The following is a 22,232-nucleotide window of genomic DNA, read 5'->3' on the forward strand; positions in this document are numbered from 1 at the left end:
TGCTATATAAAATAATTTTCCAACTATAACTCATCACTCATAACTAGTTAAGTGTTACATCTTTTATTTCATCATCAAGTACAATCATCATTATACTTGCACCTCTTCCAGCTCTATTTTGAAGCTTTATATCATTTATCTTGACAACCGATTTTTTCTTTGATTTTGAAGTCAATACTATTTGTGCATCATTTGAAGATAATGTTACACTATTTCCTTCACTACTTATATAATTACTATGGTACTTTCCAAAAATGACTTCATCTTCGTCCCTTAAACTTATTCCCGTAACACCTGACGCTACTTTTCCCATAGCACTAACATTTTCAACTGGAAATCTTATAGCCATTCCCTTTTTAGTTATCGTAATCAAATGACCGAACTTTGCCTGATTTACCTCTACCGAGATTACTTCATCATCTTCAAATTTAAATTTATAACATACTTGTTTAAAAAATTCCCCTTCAAATTCTTTAAGTAAAGTCTTTTTAATCATTCCTTTTTTAGTAAACGTGTATACTCCTAGTTCATCATCATAAGAATCAAGTGAAGTTATACTGATAATCTTTTCTCCTTTTTGAAGCTTTCCTAAAAATGCTTCTACTGGCACTTCACCGGCTAATACGTTCTTCATTAAAAATACAGGCACTTTATATACATATCCTTTATTACTAAACATCAATAATTCCTTCAATGAATTAGTTTTAACCTTAAGAGGATCTTCCTTGATTCTCTCAAAAGCCTTAAACTTATTCTTATCCGTAATACCAATATTTAATTCAAAAAATTCTATTTCTTCGCTATCCTGAACTTCAACAATTTCATCATCTTGAGCAAAATTAAATAATTGAATAGGTAATATATTTCTAGAAGTATCTTCAAGTTTTTTTACTTCAAGAGTAAATTCAAGTCCTAGCTTGCTCTTGAATTTCAAGAACTTAGGTACTTCGTCTGAGTCTCTTATGGTTACATCTATCAATTCATCTTCATCCCTAAGCTTTAAAGCTTGAAGCTTAGCATATGATGTTTGAAATTTATCTAAAGAACTTAACTTAATTCCTCCACCTTTAGTTATAAATCTAAATGCTTTATCTGGAGTGAAATTATCTAAAGATATTACACCAACTATCTTCTCATTATCAAGATTTAATGATTTAATAATTCCATCTAATCTGTCCCCTTTTTCTTTCCATTTTAGTTCTGGAATATTAATACCTTTTGTCTGATACATAAAGCCTTTATCAGTAAATATTAACAATGTATCCTTAGTATTTGAATTTATTAAATATTTTAAGGAATCTCCTTCTCTATATTCAATATCTTCTGGCTCTGAGTTAGATCTATTATAGTTTTTAACAGGTATTCTCTTTGCAAATCCCTCTTTTGATATTGTGATTACTACATCTTCTACTACTATTAATTCTTCAATATCTATTTTACTTTCATTATCATCATGTATAATTTCAGTTCTTCTCTTATTAGAATATTTATCGCTTATTTCTTTCAATTCAGTTTTTATTACTTTTAGAAGTTCTTTTTCACTAGACAGAATTTTTTCAAGTTTTTTAATTAATTTTTCAAGTTGTGCATATTCCTTTTGGAATGTCTCTATTTCAAGACCTGTTAATCTATATAACATAAGTTCCAATATAGCTTGAGCCTGTGCTTCTGAAAATTCAAATTTACTTATCAAATTATCTGAAGCATCTTTTTTAGATTTTGAACTTCTAATTGTTGCTATAACTTCATCTAAAATGCTTATTGCCTTTATGAAACCTTCCACAATATGATGTCTTTTCTTAGCTGCATCAAGTTCTTTTTGGGTCCTTCTTGTTATTATTTCCTTTTGATGCTCTACATAGTATTTTATTATCGCTTTTAAACTCATGGTTTCCGGTTTACCATTTGCGAGCGCGACCATATTAAAGCTTATATTGCACTGTAAATCAGTCTTTTTAAATAAATATTTTAATACCTTATCTGCAATATCTTCATCTGCATTTTTCTTTAATTCTATCACAGCTCTAATACCATTTCTATCAGATTCATCTCTAATATCTGTTATAGACTCTAAAGCTTTTGCATGTCTTTTATCTCCTGTCATTTCAGATATGATTTGAAGTATCCTAGATTTATTTCTTCTATATGGGAATTCAGTTATTACTATTCCTATTCTTCCATTTTCTAGTTTTTCTATATTAGTCTTAGCTCTATATGCAACTTTACCTTCTCCAGTTTCATATGCAGACAAAATAGAATTTTCTCCAATTAAGATTCCGCCTGTAGGTAAATCTGGTCCTTTTATGTGTTGCATTAACTCAGAAGTAGTAATTTCATTATTATCTATATAAGCTAGTACCCCATTAGTTACTTCTTCTAAATTATGAGGTGGTATATTTGTTGCAAGACCAACTGCTATACCAAAAGCACCATTTACTAAAAGATTAGGATATCTGCTTGGTAATACTTTAGGCTCCATTTCACTATCAGAGTAATTCGGAACCATTTCTACAGTGTCTTTATCTATATCTCGCAGCATTTCCATTGCAATTGACGACAATCTTGCCTCTGTGTATCTCATAGCTGCTGCTCCATCACCATCTATAGATCCCCAGTTTCCATGACCTTCAATCAACGGTTCTCTTGTAGAAAAATCTTGGGCCAAAATCACCATTGATTCATAGACTGATGTATCTCCATGAGGATGGAATTTACCTAAAATATCTCCAACTATTCTTGCTGATTTATAATAAGGCCTATCTGGAAAAGCTTTAAGCATATACGCCCCATATAGAATTCTTCTATGTACAGGCTTAAGCCCGTCTCTGACATCTGGAAGCGCTCTATCTTTAGCAACTTCTATTGCATATGGTAAATAATTTTCTGGCATTGCCTCTTCAAGGGGAATACCAATTATGTTATTATCCTTAGGTATAATATTTTCATTTTTCTTTGCCATAACATATCCCTTCTACAATTAACATTTGACAATGTACAATTGACAATTACTGATGAAAAGCCTTCGCCTTTTCTAAATTATATATTTTATAGAAATCTCTTAGAGATTTCCTCCTTAACTGTAAACTGTGCACTGCAAACTGTTAACTAATTAAAATTCTCCGTATTTATACATATAATTCTTTCTAGGCTCTACAATATCACCCATAAGTAAAGAAACCATCTTTTCTGCCTTTGCAGCATCGTCTATAGTGACTTGTAAAAGAGTTCTGCTTTCAGGATTCAGTGTTGTTTCCCACAATTGGTCTGGATTCATTTCCCCAAGCCCTTTGTATCTTTGGATAAGAGCACCTTTTCCAACCTGTTTTTTAGTGCCTTCTAATTCTTCATCACTATATGCATATTTAACTATATTCTTACCTTTTGATTCTTTATACACCTTATATAAAGGAGGCTGTGCTAAATATAGATGTCCATTTGCTATTAACGGCCTCATATATCTATAAATATAAGTCATCCAAAGAGTTCTAATATGATATCCATCAACATCTGCATCACTCATGATTATTATCTTATCATATTTCAAATCTTCTTCTCTATAATTATCTAAAGTCCCCGTTCCAATTGCTGTATTAAATATTTTCAACTCTTCTGATGCTAATACATTTTCAAGCTTTTGCTTTTCTGTATTCATTATTTTACCTTTTGATGGCATTATAGTTTGAAATCTTCTGTCTCTAGCTTGTTTCGCAGATCCACCTGCCGAATCTCCTTCCACAACTATAAATTCATTTACAGTCTTATCTTTTAAAGTACAAACTGCAACCTTACCTGCTAATGGTGCAGTACCTTTACCTATTTTCTTTTTTTCTGCTTCATTTATTTTTTTTATCTTATCTCTTCTTTTAGCCGCTTCTAATGCATTGTTTATTATGCTTGTTGCTAGTGGTTTATTATCTTCTATCCATTCAGAAAATTTAGTATAAACCAAATCATTCATCATTGTGTAAGCTTCAGTATTACCAAGTTTAGTTTTAGTTTGACCTTCAAAGATAGGATTCGTAATTTTAATTCTTACAATTGCAGTCATACCTTCTCTAAGGTCATCACCTTCAAACTCCTTATCCTTTTCTTTAACTAGTCCTAATTTTTTAGACCATTCTTTAAAAGATCTTGTCATTCCAGTTTTGAAACCCGTCTCATGAGTTCCAGCTTCAGTAGTCGGAATATTATTAACATAGCTTGCAATATACTCAGTTGTTGAGTCTGTAAATTGTATGCAGACTTCACCATACATTTGAATATTTTCCACAGTTCTTTCACCATCAAAAATTATAGGTGTTTCATGAATTGGTGTCTTACTTTCATTTAAATAATTTATAAAATCTAAAAGACCATTTTCAGAATAATATTCCTTTGCAATTTCTTGTCCTTTTCTTTTATCTATTAATTCTAAAGTTATACCTTTATTTTGAAAAGCCAATTCCTGCAATCTACTATCTATTATGTCAAATTTAAAATCAGTTGTTGAGAAAACCTCATTATCTGGTTTAAATGTGATTTTAGTTCCAACTTTATCTGTTTTACCAATTACCTTTAAGCTTCCTACTGGAGTTCCTGGCATATCTCTTTTTAATTCTTTGTCAAAAGCATATTCAAATCTCTGCCTATATATATTTCCGTTTTGATATACTTCAACCTCTAACCATTTTGATAAAGCATTTACAACAGCCGCTCCAACTCCATGCAGTCCTCCAGAAGTTTTGTAATTTTTATTATCAAACTTTCCTCCTGTATGTAATTCGGTATATACCATTTCAACTCCAGACTTCTTCTTAACTGGATGAATTCCTGTAGGGATACCTCTTCCATTATCAATTATTGTAACACTTCTATCTTCATTTAAAACTACAGTTACTTTATTTCCATACCCATTAGCTATTTCATCTATGGAGTTATCAATTATTTCCCATATGCAATGATGCAAACCTTTGCTTCCTGTAGAACCAATATACATCCCCGGTCTTATCCTAACAGGTTCTAATTTCTCTAGTGAGGTTAAATCCGTCACATCATAGGTATCAGTTCTCTTTGCTTCCATAAAACTCCTCCATTTGAACACCAGTTCTTATTTGTTCGTAATTTTTTACTCTATAAAAATATACTTCCTTTATCGTCGAATGTCAAAAAAACTTAAATACATTTAATTTTTCAAATACAATATCATAAATTTTTAGTTTAGTCAAAATACAATATAAAAGGGTATTATAAAATAAATTACAATCATTTTATAATACCCATATTACTTAAATTATATATTATTTTTTAATATTTTAAAGTCTAAACATCACATATTTCTATCTTTCTAACGTGCTTAGTATGATTCCATTCTTTATTGTTTTTATTTAAGATACCTTGAATTGTTATTGGTATCCATGTTAATGTATATAATCCATACAACCAAAACCTAAAGAATAATAATAGATTTTTCTTACCTAATAATACTCCTGTCAATATTAAAAATCCTACATTATATCCAATTCCTATTAACCATGAAATTACCCAGTTATGAATATTAGTAGCTAAATAAGGGACTATAAAAACATTTGTTGAATATAATGCCATAATCAATAAAAATGGTTTTGTAACCTTCTTATCTATTGCTAATACTAATGGTGTAATTAAAAACTGAATAACTGCAAAAGTTTTTAATCCAACATCACTAAGTCCTAAATTATCAAACAAGTAATTTATAATAAATATATGAGCAGGTGTATTTGCTTGTATTAATGTCAATACCGCTGAAACTCCTAATAATAATGTTATAAATGGCTGCAATACATATAAAGCACAATCAAACATATAGAATTTTCTCTCCATAATTGACTTTTTAATTAATTTAAAGAAATATCTAGAAGCAACATCAGTAAATCCCTGCATCCATCTTTTTCTTTGTACCCAGGATTGCGCAAGTTTTAGTGGCTTTTCATCATATATGATAGCATCATGAGCCCATCCAACTTTTTCACCATTTAAAACAAGTTTACAAGTGAATTCTAAATCCTCTGTTAAACAAGTTGCACCCCAACCTAGTTTCTTTAATGTACTAGTTTCAATTGCAAATCCTGTTCCACCAATTTGATTTGAAAATCCTATATTAGCTCTTGCTAATTGGAACATTCTATTTTGTGTCCAAAAGGCTATAGAATATGCTGCTGAAATCCATGAGTCATCAGGGTTCTTACTATCTATATATCCCTGTACCACTTTATATCCTTCTAGCATTTTTGAATTTAATTCTTTTAAGAAATCTTTATGTACAAGATTATCTGCATCAAATATTGCAACAGCATCATATTGTTTCTCCATAGCAAATAATTTTGCAAACATCCACTCTAATGCATAACCTTTCCCTCTTTTATCCTTTGCAAATCTTTCACAAACATTAACATTTCCGCCATAACGTCTAGATATCTTGGCAGTATCATCTGTGCAGTTGTCTGCAATAACAAAAATATCATACATATCCTTAGGATAATCTAGTTTTAACATGCTCTCTATGAGACTACCAACAACAACTTCTTCATTATGCGCAGCAATTAGCAATGCAAATTTATTTTTAGGCGTATAATCTTTATTTTCTTTTCTTCTAAAAAGTCCTATAAGTCCTAATAATAAATAATAACAAGTTATCGCAAAAACAAAAATCTGAAAGAAGGCTGTTATGGTAAAAATATAGTTTCCCATTACATTCACTCCTAATATTTAATGAGATATATTCCCATTCATTATTTTATATATTTCTTTTCGTACTATACCTATTTAATAATATTTCAATAAAAATAAAAAATCAAGCTATATTTCTTAAGATAAAATTAATATTAATAAAGTTTAATCCTTTTCAGTATCTATTTTCAATCAAATTGCATGTTATAGAAATTTAAGGAACATTTACCTAAAACTTATTATGTTTTTTTCTAACTAATATATAACTAATGTATCCTGATACGATACCTCCAACGAGACCTCCAATATGTGCAAAATTATCAATATTTTTTATACTTAAACCTATAAACAGATTTATAGCAATTATCTGAAGCAAGCTTGACAAAAATTTCTTTTGAATCCTGTTCCTTTCTATAAGGGCAAATGCTAATAATGCTCCCATTAGTCCAAATATTCCGCCTGATGCTCCAACTGCTATGCCATTTGGATTCAAAAAATAACTTGATATTGATGCAGTTATACAAGAAATAAGATAAATACTTAAATACTTTCTAATACCATAGATTTGTTCAATCTGAGGACCGATAATATAAAGAGAATACATATTACACACGATATGTATCAAACCAGAATGTAGGAATGCGCAGGTTAATAATCTCCAAATTTCTCCATGATCAATTAATATATTTATTTTTGCTCCAAAATAAATCAATACCCTTGTATCAATATCAAAAATATTACCAGATATAAAAGCTGTTAATAGAAATACAACTATATTTATTCCTATTAAAATAAACGTTAGAATATTATAATTCTTATGCTCTTTTTTACTTTGACCATTTTTTCGTTCATTTATTTGTAAATTCCCCTCAAATATCTGTCTTAATGGTATGCATGAATTATCACATTGTATAACACTATTATTTTCTGTATTTATTATTAGTTTATTTCCTAACGATGAATTATTCGTATATGTATACTCACCCTTAGATAAAATTATTACATTTAATGAAAAAGACTTTCCCAAAGATCTTATATATTCAAATGCTTCCGAACTATCTATGTCTGAATCTTCTGTTTCGCTTATTAATACACAATATATGCCATCTCTTAATTCCTTAATTGCAATATATCTTTCCTCTTTATGATAGCCACTGTAATATTGCTTCATATAAAAATTTTCTCTATTTATTAAAATCCTATAAAATTCTTCTTTAAAACCATTCATGTTAATCTACCATTCCTACATATAAAATTATCAAAATTAATTAAGGCATCATCAAAAAATAACAAGTCAGTCCGCCTCTCTATTTTTACTATATATGTATATTGCAATAATAATTCTAATTTTTAAGAAATCCTGTAAGGATTTTAACTGCAATTGTACCTTGTGAATTGTTAATTGCGACATATATAACTAAAATATTTTAAAGTATAGCTATAAAACTCTAAATATAATGCACAGTTCACATTGAACTATGCTCTGTGAATTGTGCATTACTTGGAGTTTACTTTTCTATCATATCTAAAAGTTCATTGAATCTCTTTATTGTAGCTTCTATTGGTTCATTTGTGGTCATATCCACTCCTGCATTTCTTAAAATATTTATTGGATAATCACTACCTCCTGCTTTTAAGAATCCTTTATATTTCTCCACAGCACCTTCTTTTCCTTCCAAAATTGATTTTGAAAAAGCTGATGCAGCAGCATAACCAGTAGCATATTGATAAACATAAAAGTCTGAATAAAAATGAGGTATTCTTGACCATTCAACATCAATTTCTTTATCTATTACAATTTCATCTCCAAAATATTTCACATTTAAATCGTGCCATGCTTTATTGTAATCCTCTGCTGTTAATGGTATTCCACTCTCTAAAGTTTTATGAGTATAAAGTTCAAATTCTGCAAACATTAGTTGCCTAAATACAGTAGTCCTTATCTGCTCTAACTCTTGGTTTATTAAATAAAGCTTTTTCTTTTCATCTTTTTCTTTTTCAATTAAATGATGGATAAGTATAGATTCATTAGTAGTTGATGCAACTTCAGCACAGAATAAAGTATAGTTTGCATAATAATATGGTTGTTCTTTTCTTGAATAATATGAATGGATTGAATGCCCCATCTCATGAGCTAATGTAGAAACATCTCCTAATTCATTATTATAATTTAAAAGTACGTATGGCATAGTGTCATATCCTCCCCAGGAATATGCTCCACCTCTTTTACCCTTGTTCTCATATATATCTATCCAACCATCTTTTATTCCATTTTTGAATATTTCTAAATATTCTTCTCCTAATGGTTTTAATGCTTCTAGTACTATTTCTACTCCAGAATTAAATTCTATTTTTTCTTTTGGGATTTCTATTACAGGTACATATAGATCATACATATGAATTTCATCTAATCCCAATAACTTTTTCTTTACTTTAACATATCTATGAAGAGAATCTAAATTTTCATTTATAACTTTAACAGCATTTTCATAAACTTCTAATGGAATATTGTTAGGCTTTAATGATGCTTCTAATGCACTATTATATTTCCTTACTCTACTGCTAAAATTAAAAGTTTTTATTGATGCTGTTAATGAAGTTGCTAAAGTATTCTTTAACTTATCATATTCACCAAATAACTTCTCAAATGCAGCTTTTCTAACCTTGCTATCTTTGCTTTTTATAAACGATGAGTAACTCCCCTCTGTTAATTCTACTTCATTGCCTTCCTCATCTTGTATCTTTCCAAATGTCATATCTGCGTTAACCAAAATACTATGTATAGCTGAAGGTGCATCTAAACAATCTGAAGCAGCTGCTAATAGTTCCTCCATCTCCTTTGATAGTATATGGGGTTTCTCTTTCAATATATCCTCAATTAAAAATTTGAACTTCTTTAATTCATCTAGTCTATCAGTCTCATCTCTAATAAATTTTTCATCTAAACTTAAAATTTCTGGCACGAAAAACGCAGTATAGCTACCAAGTTCAGCCATATATATATCTACTTTACTCATTAAGCTTTGATAAGTAGGGTTTGATGTATCTTCATCATATTTTAAATGTGCATATATAAATAGATTTTCTGCTTCTCTAGATATTTTCTCATTTACCTTAAAGTATTCTAGAATCTTCTCTCCATTTGTAAGCTTTCCTGAGTAATCTTTTAGTTTAACAGCTTCATTTTTTAACTCTTCAAAGTCTTTTTCCCAATCTTCTATACTTTTATAGATTTTGTCTACCTTCCATTTGAACTGATCTTCAATTTCTTCTCTTTTTTTTAAATCTCCCATATTAACACACCTTTCTATTAGTTTACAGTGTACAATTCGCAGTTTACGGTTAAGGACAGAAAGCTTACAATCTTTCTTTTTTATAATACTTTTTAGAAATCCTCTTTGTTGGATTTCGCCCTTAATTTTCCACTAAACTGAAGTTATACCAAACAAAACTTATATTCCATAACTCTACATATCACGAAATACTTCATACTTTATTCTGAGTATTCCGCTTCTTTTCCTTCAATAGCCTCAAAAACTGAATTCATCTCTTTTTCTATTATAGATACCGCTTCTTGTACTTTTTCTTTCATTGCATCATAATCATTTTCATATTTAAATTTTATTATATATGTAGGATTATATTCATCTAAATCCTCTTCAATTTCATAGCCATTTTCAATAAATATACTTGTATTAAATAAATCGTATATTGCTGAGTATTCCCATTCTTCCACATTTTTATTTGTATCAAAATGCATGTGTACAATTTCATCTAATACATAAAATTTTTTCACAAATAAAGCACCTTCATTTACCTCAAAGCTTCCGAGTTCACTTTTTATAAATCCCGTTTCTTTATCCTTTTCCATTAACACTAAACTTGAAAAATCCATTTCTTCACCATCCTAATAGTTTTATAATAATTATTCCCATTCTTAATAAATAAAAAACACATATGACTTCATTAAACATCCATCTCTAATTGTAAATTATAGACAAATGATATATTAAAAATAATCTGCACATACATTTTAGTTAATTTATTTATATAAATTATATCAAAAAAGGTATTTTATAACCACAAAAATAAAACAGTTATAAACCCTTTTAATATATTTGATATCTATATATACCTACACTTCTTATTTTCATGCTTCTCATATTGTAATAAATTATTAATTTATCCATTTGTAAATATATGGTAATATAGTTTTGTGTCTATACACAAAAGTTTTTTAATATTTTAAGATTAAGGAGATACCTAAATATGATACATGATTTACCACTTGAAAAAACTTCATTCGTTTACAAAAGAAATAGAAGACTTGAACGGCATCTTAAAGCACGAGCTAAACGTAGGAAAACATTATCCTTAGTGATTTCTTTGGGACTTATAATAACTACTTCATTTTTTATTGCATATAAAACATACATTCATAGCAATTCTAAAAATTTAGGCTTTGCAGTTGAGCATAGTTTCACAACAGGTTTTTCATCAGAAAATAAACTACTCAGAGTTCAAAAAATGTCCCTAATTTACTACGATGATGAAACTGCTATTGTTGAAGCATCAGGACTTGCTAAAGTTCCTCCTCATAAATCAACTTCTATCAGAGGTAGCTTTAAAAAAGACAGTGATAATAGCTGGTATTTAGAAAAATTTATGTCATCATAAATTAATATATTATTAATTTATAAATCATAGGTTTTATTTAAATAATCAAAATTAGTAACAAATTAAAAGTGATAAGTTTATTGATTAAATCTATACTAAAATTTCTATAAACATATTTTAGAAACTTTTAAACAGATTTCACCCTTAAAACTTATCACTTATAGTTTAAGCTATATAGCTTTATTCTATAAATTTATTTATATGTTTGCAATTGTTTATCTATAAATCACAATTTATTTTCTATTTTCTAAGAATGCAGTTAACTTATTAACTGTTGACATATCTTCTCTTTCTAAATCAGTAGGCTGCAATTTTATTCCTAGCTTTTCTTCTAATTGAAGTAACACTTCAATTATTGCTAATGAGTCCAAAAGTCCTGCATCAAAAAGATTTAAATCTAAATCTTCTGAAATCTCGTCATTTCCTGTAACTTCAATAAATATTTCTAGCACTTTTTCTTTCATAATAATATACTCCTTTGCATTTATATAACTTATATATTCTCTAATAATTTTTTTCTATCAATTTTTCCATTAACATTAGTAGGAAATTGTTTTACAATTTTTACATTTCTCGGAACCATGTATGAAGGAATGAATTTACTTAGCTCCTTTTTTATTGCTATTCCATTTTTCAATCCACTTAGCCCATTATCTTCTTTTAATTCAACAAAAGCTGTAAGATATGCTATTTTTTCTTCCTTATAAATTGGAACTACTGCTGCATTCTTAATATTACTAACCTTTACTAAATTATTTTCTATATCTTCTATTTCGATTCTATACCCATTAAGTTTTATTTGAAAGTCTTTTCTACCACAATAATATAAATTTCCATCTACATAGTATCCTAAGTCCCCAGTTCTATAGGCTCTGCATTCACTTCCATTATAATTATCATAGAAAAATGCTTTTTCTGTCATTTCTTCGTTTTTGAAATAGCCTTTACTTACACTAGGCCCTACAATTATAATTTCGCCTTTTTCTCCGTCGCCTAATACATTTCCATCTTCATCAACAATCTTTACAACAGAAGTTTTCATAGGGTATCCAATAGGTAAACTACCTTCTTTAAGTAATAGTTCTTTATTCATATCATTTGCACTAACTGCAACTGTTGCTTCCGTTGGGCCATATCCATTTACAATCCTTGTTTCTGGGAATCTGTTTAAAAGTTCTTCACATAATGGTTTAGGCAATACTTCTCCTACAAATACCATAGCCTTTAAACCAGGTAGCATTTTCGAATTAAAATCTTCTTCTACGACACACATTCCTGCAAAAGATGGTGTTGATACCCAAATGTTTATTTCTGATTCTCTCATGTCATTAAACATATTCTTTAAATTTGAAAGGGTTTCTTTTGAATACCCATGCAATGTTTTTCCGTAGCATAATCCTGGATAAATTGATGTTACTGATAGATCAAAAGAGTATGCAGCTTGATTCATAAATACTTCTTCACTTTCATCAAGCTTTAAATATTCTGCTATCCATTCAACAAAATTGTCTAAATTATTACTACTTATTTGTACTCCTTTTGGCTTTCCAGTACTTCCGGAAGTAAATAAAATATAAGCACTTTCATCTTCTTTTACCCAGCTCATCCTATCAACTTCATAGCCTTGATATTCCTGTTCAATTTCATTTATTTCTTTTTCCTTTAAAATACGTACACCATTAAATATATTATCTTTACTAAAATCTATAAGTATTTTGGGATGAACTTCACTAATAATAGCTTCAACTCTTTCCTTAGGATAGCTTATATCAATTGGTATGTATGCTCTTCCAGACTTTAACGCAGCCATCATAACTGCCATCATTAGATTTTCTTTATTCCCATATATTATAATTGGTGTCCTATCCTCTCCCAAATCTTTTAATAGGAATGCGGCTACATGTTCTGAAATATCATCTAATTCTTTATATTTCATGACTTTTCCATCACACTTTAGCGCAATTCTATCACTCTTAGAATACTTTTTTATTCCTTCCAAAATCTTCATTGTCTTTTCTCCTTAAACTCACTTATATAAATATCATTTAATTAAAATTGTGATATATTTTATTCTCATAATTTAAGTTACTGTGTCATATAAATTCTACCATATTTTTTTTCTAGTGCAAATTATAATATGAATTTCTATTGCAAATGATTTGCAATAAAGTGTATAATATAATAATGTTTTAAGGAGTTGATTATTTGATTACCATAAAGAATCTATCATTTTCATATATAAAAGGAACAGATTTATTAAAAGATATTAATCTTAATATTCCAAAAGGAGTTTATTTATCTATCTTAGGTGAAAACGGAAGCTGCAAAAGTACATTAATAAAACTTATATTGGGACTTTTAAAACCCGACTCAGGATCAATCATTTTAGATACTAATAAAGTTTCTTATGTTTCACAAAGATTGGACAATTTTAACGCTGAATTTCCAATAACAGTTAAAGAAGTTCTATCTTGTCACGCAAAGACAATTGGAATTAGAAATTTAACTTATGTTGATGATGCTCTAAATAAAGTAAATATGTCCGAATTCAGTAAAAATTTAATTGGTAACCTTTCAGGAGGCCAGCAACAACGAATTTTTATTGCAAGAGCATTAATTGGAGATCCAGATTTAATTATCTTGGATGAACCCTCAACTGGAGTAGACGAAAAGAGTCAAAAAGAAATTTATCCATTACTCCAAAATTTAAATAAAGATTTTAACAAAACTATTATTTCTGTTGAACATAATACAAAAGTTGCACTGAAATATTCAACACATATTCTAAGAATAGAAGATGGTATCTTAACTTTATACACAAAAGAAAGTTTTAAGAACTACTTAGAATCTGAAACTTCATTTTCTAAGATCATATAGTAGTAATTTGGAAAGGTAATATTTTATGTTTGAATTAGGTTTTATGCAAAATGCATTTATTGTAGGTTTTATTGTTTCTATACTTTGTCCATTTATAGGACTTTTTATTGTACTTAGGCGCTATTCAATGATTGGAGATACATTATCTCATTCATCCTTTGCTGGAGTTGCAATAGGTCTTGTTATTGGCACCGATCCACTTTTAACCGCATTTTTATTTACTAGCATTTGTGCTTTAGTTATTGAATTTTTAAGAACTTATTTTAAAAAGTACGGTGAGCTTGTAATGTCTATAGTTTTGACCTTGAGTTTAGGAATAGCGATTATTTTAATTAGCAGTGGAAAAGCTTCTGCTAAGGTTGATTCATTTTTATTTGGAAGTATTTTAACCGTTACACACTCTGATATATTATTAATCACAATCGTCGGTGCAATCTGCCTTGCAGTTCTTTTATTTCTTTATAATAAATTAATTTATGTAACCTTCGATGAAAATGCTGCAAAAACAGCTGGCATTAATGTTAAATTAATAAACTATATTTTTACTTTGCTTGTTGGTGCTACTATTTCCCTATCAATAAGGGTAATGGGAATTCTAGTTGTATCTTCAATCATAGTTGTTCCCGTAGCAACAGCTATGCAGTTAAAAAAAGGATTCACAAAAACATTGATTCTAGCAATATTTTTCGGATTACTGGATGTTATGGCTGGACTTGTTCTTTCCTATTATGTAAATAGTGCTCCTGGTGGAACAATAGCATTAACATCAGTTATAATATTAGTATTAACAATAACTTTCAAAAGATTTTTCAGTTATGAAATTGCTTAAAAAATTACAAGTAATAATCCCAAACTTGATTATTACTTGTAATTTTTTGATTATACTACATACAATAATGAGTTATGAATTATAGGTTATGAGTTAAAGATGAAATATGTATTTTTGAAAAGCCTGTAGGCTTTTCTTCCTTAACTCATAACTCATAACTCTTAACTTTTAACTGGCTGAAGTATTCTTCTAATATCTCAATAAATTTAGTCATATTTTCTGGATATATCTGTCCTATATTAGCTATTCTAAAAGTATTTTCGAATGATATTTTTCCTGGATATATAGTAAATCCTTTACTATATAAATAATCATGCAAATCCTTAAAATTATAGTCATAAATTTGTGGCTCAATGATTGTAGTTAAAAGCATAGATGATGCTTCATCCTTTACCAATCTCTTTAATTTAAGCTTATCTAATCCGTCCCATAATATTCTGCAGCAGGCTTTATATCTCTCATATCTGCTTTCAATCGTTTCTTCCTTTGCTTCAATTATTGCTTGATTTAAAGCATAAAGAATTTGCACTGGTGGAGTAAATCTCATTTGGTAATTATCTATGAAATATAAATATTGTTTATACATATTAAGGTATAGATTTCTAGGCTTAATATTCTTTGTCTTTTCCAATGATTTCTTATTGGCTATCACAAAACTTATTCCAGCCATTCCTTGTATACATTTGTTAGAACTTGAAGCTAAATATTTTATGTTCATCTCTTCCATATCTATAGGAATTCCTGCAAAAGAACTCATTGCATCAACTATCATCTCAATATCGTATTTCTCACATATTCCTCCTATAGTTTTTATATCATTTAGCAATCCCGTTGTAGTTTCATGATGGATTACTGCTAAATGGCTTATATATGTTTTCTCAGATTTCTTATCTTTTGAATTATGTTTTTTTATTATCTCTTCTAATTCATCCAATTTAATCTCTTCTATTGGTGAGCTTTTAAATTCTATATAGTTTAAATTATAAATTTTAGCTATCTCACACATTCTCTTCCCATAAGCCCCGTTGTTTATGATTAAAATAATATTATCATCTACCGCCGAACTTAAGATTGCTTCCACTGCTGCTGTCCCAGAACCTCCAAATAATACAGTTGTATATTGGTCATTCGAGCCTACAAAATTAGTAAGTTCTTTTGACACATATTCCATAACATCTCCAAATTCTTTTTCTCTTGGACATATATCTGGTACAACTTGAGCAAGTTTCACTGTATCTGTCGTAGTTGCAGGACCAGGATTTAATAATATATTTCTCTTAATTTCCACTCTAATACCTCCACTAAATATTCAAAAAATCCATAAAAGCTTCTTTATTTTCTATTGGTGCTAACGTTGGTCTCCCCAAATCTCTTCTTGAGCCTCTTTTTACTTTAATCTCTAAAAATACTGGTCCTTCTATATCTTTTATTTCTTTTAATAACTTTATCAATTCTACTTTTGAAGAACAGGAAAAGCCCTCATTATAACCGCATGCTTTTGCAACCGCTACAGTATCTACTTGTAATCCAACAGTTTCTTGACCTCCAACCGAATCATGTGCGCCATTGTTTATTAAAATATGTTTAAAATTTTTAGGTTTTTGATTTCCTATAATGGCTAATCCACCAAGATGCATTAACAATGCCCCATCCCCGTCTATACAATAAATTTCATTACTTTTTTTGCTTAGTGCAATGCCTAAAGCAATCTGCGATGCATGTCCCATTGAACCCACTGTTAGAAAATCTTTATTGTGATCTTGCTTATATTTTTCTCTTAATTCAAATAGTTCTCTAGATGCCATTCCTGTTGTTGATATTACCACTGCATTCTGCTTCATATTAGTTACTAACATCTCTATAGCCTCTTCCCTTGTAATATCAAAATCATAGACTGGATTACTCTTAAGTTTATATTCATCAAATGTCTCTTTTCTTATTACTAAAGCATAAGGCTCATTATTTTCCTTCATATGATCATGTGCTTTTTTCACTATCAATTTCATTTCATTATTATTTATAGTGTTATCTATAATTTTATATTTGATTCCTAGTACATCTAAAATTTTAGTAGTTATTATACCTTGTTTTATATGCTGAGGTTCGTCTTTTTTACCCGGTTCACCTCTCCATCCTATTACTAAAAGCATAGGTATACTATATACTAATTTGTCAGCAAGGGAGACAAGAGGATTCAATGCGTTTCCAATTCCTGAATTTTGCATATATACAAGTCCTATTTTTTTTGTTGCTAAATAGTATCCTGCCGCTAGCCCAACAGCATTTCCTTCATTTGCTGCAATTATATTCTTTCTTTCGCTAACATTATCCTTAATAAATGCACAAAAAGACTTAAGTAAAGAATCTGGTACTCCAGTGAAAAAATCTATATCATTATTTAATAACTCATTATAAAATTCTTTAACATCAATCATTTACTTCACTCCTAAAATACAATTATAAGACTTGATCTGTCCGTATTTATTTCAATTCATTAACTTTAAACTGTTCACAACATGCCATAAAGGGCATAAATTGATAACTGTTACTGTTAACTATAGATATCCAAACTATGAATTGAACTTATATATGTAATGCTTATCCATACTCGTTAAACTTTAAGTTGATATCTTCACTAGAAATTATAAATATTTTTGTGGAGAAAACATTTGAAAATGAGCTGTCAAAGGTTCTTAGTTCTAGGTTGTTCCTCATTAGCTTGTTAAACTGAAAGTTGGAGCATGCCAATGTGGATGCAACCTGGAACTTAGAACCTTCAGCGATATTTTCATAGTTTTTCGGAATAAAAATATTTGTAATTTCGGTTAGTTATCACATAATTTTAAGTTCTCAATTGGATATCTATACTTTAATTTCCGCCTGGAATTAAAGTAAGAATTTCTTTTATAGGCATGCAATTCACTGATGCTTCTTTTGACCTTCCATTTTCTAATATACTTTTTGCGGTATTAACCATAGCTGGATAAGCACTTCTAATTAAATGATTCGCATAAATAACAACGCTGACACCTAATTCAACCAGCTCCTCTTCTGTCATAAAATTATATGAAGTTGGAACTACTATTAACGGAACTTTATTTTCAAATTCATTATATCTTTTACAAAATTCTCTAATTTCTTCTCCATCCTTTTCCTTGCTATGAATCATGATTCCATCGGTACCAGCTTCAATGTAAGCTTTTGCCCTGTTAACTGCATCTTCCATACCTGCCTTTGCAATTAAACTCTCTATTCTTGAAATTATCATAAAATCGCTAGTAACCCTAGCCTCTCTTCCAGCTCTTATCTTGCTTTTGAAATGCTCTATAGTATCTTGAGTTTGAGTAACGTCAGTTCCAAATAATGAATTCTTCTTAAGGCCTGTCTTATCTTCAATAATAATTGCCGATACCCCTAGCCTTTCCAAGGTTTTAACTGTATAGACAAAATGTTCAATTTGCCCACCTGTGTCTCCATCAACGATTATTGGTTTAGTAGTAACTTCTAAAATATCATTTATTGTGTTTACTCTAGATGTTAAATCCACTAATTCTATATCCGGTTTTCCCTTAGCCGTTGAATCACATAATGAACTCACCCACATACCATCAAATCCTTTTATTCTTCCATCTTTTTCAATTTTAGTTTTTTCTACTATTAATCCAGTTAATCCATTATGAGCCTCAAGTATTCTAACTGGTTTTTTTGAATAAATTAATTCCTTAAGACTTTTCATTCTCATTTGAGGCGTTATACCTATTCGAGCTATCTCTTCATCTAGCTTTGAAATAGATACACCTTGCGTATATGGTACTTCTACAAGCTCTCCTCCCCATTCTTTTATTGCCTCTATAACATTTTCTCTCAGATCTTTTTGAAACCCTTCTTTCCAGTCATCTCCATGAAGAACATAGTTTGGTTTAAGCTTTATTAGGTTTTCAACTTGATCTAAACTATCCTGTGGCACTACAGAAACAACTCCTTTTATATTGCTTACAACTTCTTTTCTTTCTTCATACTTCATTATAGGATTTCTCCAATACCCTCTTATGACATCATCTGTATGTAATCCAACTATTATATCCCCAAATTTTCTTGCCTCATTTAGTACATTTAAATGACCTTGATGAATTATATCGGCGCTCATAGCAACATAAACTGTTTTCATATCTCTAACACTCTCCTATTTTATTTAATAACAATTTTTTATATAATTATTTTTTCTTCTGAATTCTTTTCTAACTTAGGAAGGACAATCTTTTGTATTCTTTCAAGATGATTCTTATCATCAACTTCTCCCCATACAAGATCTTCGATCTTTAAATAACCTACTTTTCTATTTTTAGCAGAATCAAATATTGCATTTTCGTAATCATATTTTGGTGTTTTTCTATTTTTAAAGAAATATTCCCCGCTTCTAAAATCATATATTTCACTATTAAACTTTCTGTATTGCTTTAGCATCTCTTTATATAATTCTTTTGATATTTTAGAGATTCCAACTAATTCTCCATATACATTTTGAATATCAGCTTTATTTTTAGAAATTTTATATAAATTATCATCTTTAACTTCTACATAACATTCATCACCCGAATTTGTTTTTCCACTCAATAAAATACAATCATCTTCCTTATAATTCAAAGCCTTTATTAAACCATAAACTTCGTATATTAAGTCACTTTCTAGCAATAAAAAGTCCTCTTTTAGCTCATCTTCTAAAATCGAAAGAGATGTCATACTTCCTGTAGCTTTATACTTTCTGTTTCTTCTTGTTACAATATACTTCTTATCTTTTGCAAATTCATCATAGAACTCATGTAAATGCCCAGTTACAATAAAAACTTTTTCTATCCCCAAACTTCTTAATTTCTCCACGGACCTTTCGACTAAGCTTTTTCCATTTATCTCTATTAGCCCTTTAGGTATCATATCATTTGTTACATCCTGTAATCTTGACCCCATACCTGCTGCCAGAATTACAGCTATTTTTACTTTTCTCATTACCTTACACTGCCCCTCTCCTTGCAAAATAAAATTGTTACTTTATAATTTTTAAAGCTTTTATCGTAATAAAAGTGCTCACATTCAATTATCAAGTTCATTTTTTGAACAAAATCATCTTAACATCTTTCATTGTTCAAAACAACACGTTCATATAAACAATTTTATAAATAACAAAAAAAACTATACCAAATGATTTCTAACCATTTAGTATAGTCTTAAATAATAAGGCACTATCAAATAAATAACGAATCCACTTGCAAGGCTATTTGGGACTCGTTATTTATTTTCATGTGCCTTATTTATTTCACTTTGCTATTTTGTATTTACTGTATTTGTTCCTTTACTTACACTTGGTGAAATTAACAATTTTATATACTCATCTTGTGTAACTTTAAGTGTACTAGTTGGAAAATCTATTGTCTTAACTTCACTCTTAGCACTTGCGGCCTTCATAACTAACGAGATTGTTCCAAAATTTTTGATTTTTAAATCCATATTGAAATTATCATTATAAGTAGAATCTGTAAAATCTTCTTTGGAAGTAATAGTTGATCCTGCTAAAGTTTCCTTAAGATTATTTAATTGAGTGTCAAAGCTTGCATCATTAACTGCAGTTTTTATTTGTGCAAGACTTTCAGCGGGTAATCTCATATTAAATGTACTATTTATATTATCTAAATTATTACTTGCGGCTTTTATAGCTTTTCCAGCTAAGTCCACTGTTTTATCTGCATCAAGATTAATTGTATATTCTCTTCCATTTTGAACAAATGGTAAATCTAAATCATTATTTTCTCCAAATACTAGTTTAGCAAATTGGACCATTCCATCTGGTTCACTAAATGCTTTTATCTGATTGACATTCATTCCTGAAGAAGCTAAATCAATTCCTATATAATCTTCTTTTATATTAGCCACTCCTTCCGGAACTGCTTGTCCTGTTAAAGCAAATATACCTTCAAAATAACCTTTATTTATATAAGCTGTAGTTCCATCATTATATGCTTTAATTTCTGGAATATTAAGTGTACCTGAAGGATCTATAAATTTCATATCTACATATGATTGATCTTTAGCCTTATACCCAGTAGATGTAAATTTAATTTCTTTGCTTATTCCTTGTGCATTAATATCGATGGTACCTTCAAAATTTGATGTTGCTGCTTCCCATTTTGCTGTATTTGCGATTTCCTTTGAATAATTTAATGTAGCTTGGCTACATCCAGTCATTGTACCAACCGTCAAAGCCGCTGCCATAATAAATGCTAAAGTTTTTTTAATTCTCATCTCTATCTCCCCTTATAAATACTTATATCTTATGATAAAAACACAATATATGTTAATAAATGGATTAACATCATATCTTTATTATACATATTTTTTATCAATAAATTATAGACCAAATATTAAATTTATCTTAATGTATACTTAACTTTATATAAGTATCTCTTCCTTTATTGTTATTTTCTATTTCTTTTCTAATTTTCTAAAAATCTTTTCTTTCACAAATCTTACATGAAATCTTATATGATGAAATTGCTACTATTCCTAAAGCTACTATTCCTACTATAAGTATAACAGCACCATTATTAATAATAGCAGCTTGGATAATTTCTTTATTTCCATCCGAAGATAGCTCAACTAATTTAACAATCAGCCATGGAGCTGACATGCCTAATATCATAAGAACAATATTAAAAACCTGTATTCCCTTCTTAGGTAATCTGTATAATATAGCATATTCTATAAATTCTATTATTAATAATATAATTGCTATTATTCCAAAAATCATAATAGTTTCTTTATTCTCAATCCCACCAAAATATACATAGATAATCCCAAATACACTAATGGCACATATTATCAATATAATCGAAATTAAAAATAGAAACCTACCAAGTACCATTTCTGATATCTTTGCTGGAAACATATTATATATATATTCACTATTTTTTTCATTGTCTTCAATAAGAAACGGAATTTCTTCTATAAATAAAATACTTCCAATTAAACAAAGCATAAGTTCAATATGAAAGTTTCGGGAGAAACTAATAAAAGGAATTCCTAAAAAAATTATTAAAGTTATAAGTAAAGTCATACTTTTTTTCTTAATCATCCTTAAATCAAGCTTAAAATAGTTTATGGCTCTTTTCATCTT

17 protein-coding genes are annotated in these 22,232 nt (G+C 29.1%); 3 read left to right on the plus strand and 14 right to left on the minus strand.

Features of this window, described 5'->3' with window-relative positions; translation table 11 throughout:
- Positions 1–43 precede the first annotated feature (43 nt).
- The 6 genes from CLOBL_RS08250 to CLOBL_RS08275 all read right to left on the minus strand — a co-directional run bounded on the left by CLOBL_RS08250 (position 44) and on the right by CLOBL_RS08275 (position 10,579).
- Positions 44–2,959: a DNA topoisomerase IV subunit A gene (locus tag CLOBL_RS08250; RefSeq protein WP_077858580.1), complete on the minus strand. Its 2,916-nt coding sequence runs from the start codon at positions 2,957–2,959 to the stop codon at positions 44–46.
- Positions 2,960–3,109: 150 nt separating this feature from the next.
- On the minus strand, positions 3,110–5,059 hold the full coding sequence (locus CLOBL_RS08255; protein WP_077858581.1) for a DNA topoisomerase IV subunit B: 1,950 nt from the start codon (positions 5,057–5,059) through the stop codon (positions 3,110–3,112).
- Between the two features lie 239 nt (positions 5,060–5,298).
- Complete coding sequence (locus CLOBL_RS08260) at positions 5,299–6,705, minus strand: glycosyltransferase family 2 protein (protein ID WP_009172180.1); 1,407 nt, start codon at positions 6,703–6,705, stop codon at positions 5,299–5,301.
- A gap of 208 nt (positions 6,706–6,913) precedes the next feature.
- A complete protein-coding gene (locus tag CLOBL_RS08265; protein ID WP_077858582.1) occupies positions 6,914–7,912 on the minus strand; it encodes a rhomboid family intramembrane serine protease in 999 nt (332 codons plus the stop codon).
- Positions 7,913–8,192: 280 nt separating this feature from the next.
- Complete coding sequence (gene pepF, locus CLOBL_RS08270; protein WP_077858583.1) at positions 8,193–9,977, minus strand: oligoendopeptidase F; 1,785 nt, start codon at positions 9,975–9,977, stop codon at positions 8,193–8,195.
- 200 nt (positions 9,978–10,177) lie between these two features.
- Complete coding sequence (locus tag CLOBL_RS08275; protein ID WP_077858584.1) at positions 10,178–10,579, minus strand: DUF6762 family protein; 402 nt, start codon at positions 10,577–10,579, stop codon at positions 10,178–10,180.
- A 374-nt stretch (positions 10,580–10,953) separates the two neighbouring features.
- On the opposite strand from CLOBL_RS08275, the gene CLOBL_RS08280 reads away from it, so the two are divergent.
- On the plus strand, positions 10,954–11,361 hold the full coding sequence (locus CLOBL_RS08280; RefSeq protein ID WP_077858585.1) for a hypothetical protein: 408 nt from the start codon (positions 10,954–10,956) through the stop codon (positions 11,359–11,361).
- Between the two features lie 233 nt (positions 11,362–11,594).
- Here CLOBL_RS08280 and dltC read toward each other — a convergent pair whose 3' ends face one another.
- Together dltC and dltA are read right to left on the minus strand one after the other, a co-directional pair.
- Entirely contained in the window at positions 11,595–11,825 is a 231-nt protein-coding gene (gene dltC, locus CLOBL_RS08285) for a D-alanine--poly(phosphoribitol) ligase subunit DltC (RefSeq protein ID WP_077858586.1), read from the minus strand.
- A 29-nt stretch (positions 11,826–11,854) separates the two neighbouring features.
- Complete coding sequence (gene dltA, locus CLOBL_RS08290; protein WP_077858587.1) at positions 11,855–13,369, minus strand: D-alanine--poly(phosphoribitol) ligase subunit DltA; 1,515 nt, start codon at positions 13,367–13,369, stop codon at positions 11,855–11,857.
- 197 nt (positions 13,370–13,566) lie between these two features.
- On the opposite strand from dltA, the gene CLOBL_RS08295 reads away from it, so the two are divergent.
- Positions 13,567–14,238, plus strand: a complete 672-nt coding sequence (locus CLOBL_RS08295; protein WP_077858588.1) for a metal ABC transporter ATP-binding protein — start codon at positions 13,567–13,569, stop codon at positions 14,236–14,238.
- Positions 14,239–14,263: 25 nt separating this feature from the next.
- Entirely contained in the window at positions 14,264–15,067 is an 804-nt protein-coding gene (locus CLOBL_RS08300) for a metal ABC transporter permease (protein ID WP_077858589.1), read from the plus strand.
- 145 nt (positions 15,068–15,212) lie between these two features.
- Here CLOBL_RS08300 and CLOBL_RS08305 read toward each other — a convergent pair whose 3' ends face one another.
- The 6 genes from CLOBL_RS08305 to CLOBL_RS08330 form a co-directional block, all read right to left on the minus strand.
- On the minus strand, positions 15,213–16,355 hold the full coding sequence (locus CLOBL_RS08305; protein ID WP_077858590.1) for a 2-aminoethylphosphonate aminotransferase: 1,143 nt from the start codon (positions 16,353–16,355) through the stop codon (positions 15,213–15,215).
- A 13-nt stretch (positions 16,356–16,368) separates the two neighbouring features.
- Entirely contained in the window at positions 16,369–17,502 is a 1,134-nt protein-coding gene (aepY, locus tag CLOBL_RS08310) for a phosphonopyruvate decarboxylase (RefSeq protein WP_077858591.1), read from the minus strand.
- Positions 17,503–17,936: 434 nt separating this feature from the next.
- Positions 17,937–19,235, minus strand: coding sequence for a phosphoenolpyruvate mutase (aepX, locus tag CLOBL_RS08315; protein WP_077858592.1), 1,299 nt, complete (start codon positions 19,233–19,235; stop codon positions 17,937–17,939).
- A 38-nt stretch (positions 19,236–19,273) separates the two neighbouring features.
- Entirely contained in the window at positions 19,274–20,071 is a 798-nt protein-coding gene (locus CLOBL_RS08320) for a phosphocholine cytidylyltransferase family protein (protein WP_077858593.1), read from the minus strand.
- 315 nt (positions 20,072–20,386) lie between these two features.
- Positions 20,387–21,361: a hypothetical protein gene (locus CLOBL_RS08325; protein ID WP_077858594.1), complete on the minus strand. Its 975-nt coding sequence runs from the start codon at positions 21,359–21,361 to the stop codon at positions 20,387–20,389.
- A 199-nt stretch (positions 21,362–21,560) separates the two neighbouring features.
- Positions 21,561–22,229 (minus strand): ABC-2 transporter permease, encoded by a 669-nt coding sequence (locus CLOBL_RS08330; RefSeq protein ID WP_077858595.1) that lies wholly within the window; start codon positions 22,227–22,229, stop codon positions 21,561–21,563.
- Between the last annotated feature and the right edge of the window lie 3 nt (positions 22,230–22,232).

Origin of the sequence: Clostridium sp. BL-8, from assembly GCF_002006495.1 — a bacterium.
In the GTDB taxonomy this organism is placed as follows: Bacteria; Bacillota; Clostridia; order Clostridiales; family Clostridiaceae; genus Clostridium.

Bases quoted from the DNA above. Each gene is read 5' to 3' on its own strand.
- CLOBL_RS08330 (WP_077858595.1), bottom strand. From the start codon at position 22,229: ATGAAAAGAGCCATAAACTATTTTAAGCTTGATTTAAGGATGATTAAG.
- CLOBL_RS08300 (WP_077858589.1), top strand. From the start codon at position 14,264: ATGTTTGAATTAGGTTTTATGCAAAATGCATTTATTGTAGGTTTTATT.
- CLOBL_RS08280 (WP_077858585.1), top strand. From the start codon at position 10,954: ATGATACATGATTTACCACTTGAAAAAACTTCATTCGTTTACAAAAGA.
- CLOBL_RS08255 (WP_077858581.1), bottom strand. From the start codon at position 5,059: ATGGAAGCAAAGAGAACTGATACCTATGATGTGACGGATTTAACCTCA.
- CLOBL_RS08250 (WP_077858580.1), bottom strand. From the start codon at position 2,959: ATGGCAAAGAAAAATGAAAATATTATACCTAAGGATAATAACATAATT.
- pepF (WP_077858583.1), bottom strand. From the start codon at position 9,977: ATGGGAGATTTAAAAAAAAGAGAAGAAATTGAAGATCAGTTCAAATGG.
- CLOBL_RS08325 (WP_077858594.1), bottom strand. From the start codon at position 21,361: ATGAGAATTAAAAAAACTTTAGCATTTATTATGGCAGCGGCTTTGACG.
- aepX (WP_077858592.1), bottom strand. From the start codon at position 19,235: ATGAAAACAGTTTATGTTGCTATGAGCGCCGATATAATTCATCAAGGT.
- dltA (WP_077858587.1), bottom strand. From the start codon at position 13,369: ATGAAGATTTTGGAAGGAATAAAAAAGTATTCTAAGAGTGATAGAATT.
- CLOBL_RS08275 (WP_077858584.1), bottom strand. From the start codon at position 10,579: ATGGATTTTTCAAGTTTAGTGTTAATGGAAAAGGATAAAGAAACGGGA.
- CLOBL_RS08260 (WP_009172180.1), bottom strand. From the start codon at position 6,705: ATGGGAAACTATATTTTTACCATAACAGCCTTCTTTCAGATTTTTGTT.
- aepY (WP_077858591.1), bottom strand. From the start codon at position 17,502: ATGATTGATGTTAAAGAATTTTATAATGAGTTATTAAATAATGATATA.
- dltC (WP_077858586.1), bottom strand. From the start codon at position 11,825: ATGAAAGAAAAAGTGCTAGAAATATTTATTGAAGTTACAGGAAATGAC.
- CLOBL_RS08320 (WP_077858593.1), bottom strand. From the start codon at position 20,071: ATGAGAAAAGTAAAAATAGCTGTAATTCTGGCAGCAGGTATGGGGTCA.
- CLOBL_RS08265 (WP_077858582.1), bottom strand. From the start codon at position 7,912: ATGAATGGTTTTAAAGAAGAATTTTATAGGATTTTAATAAATAGAGAA.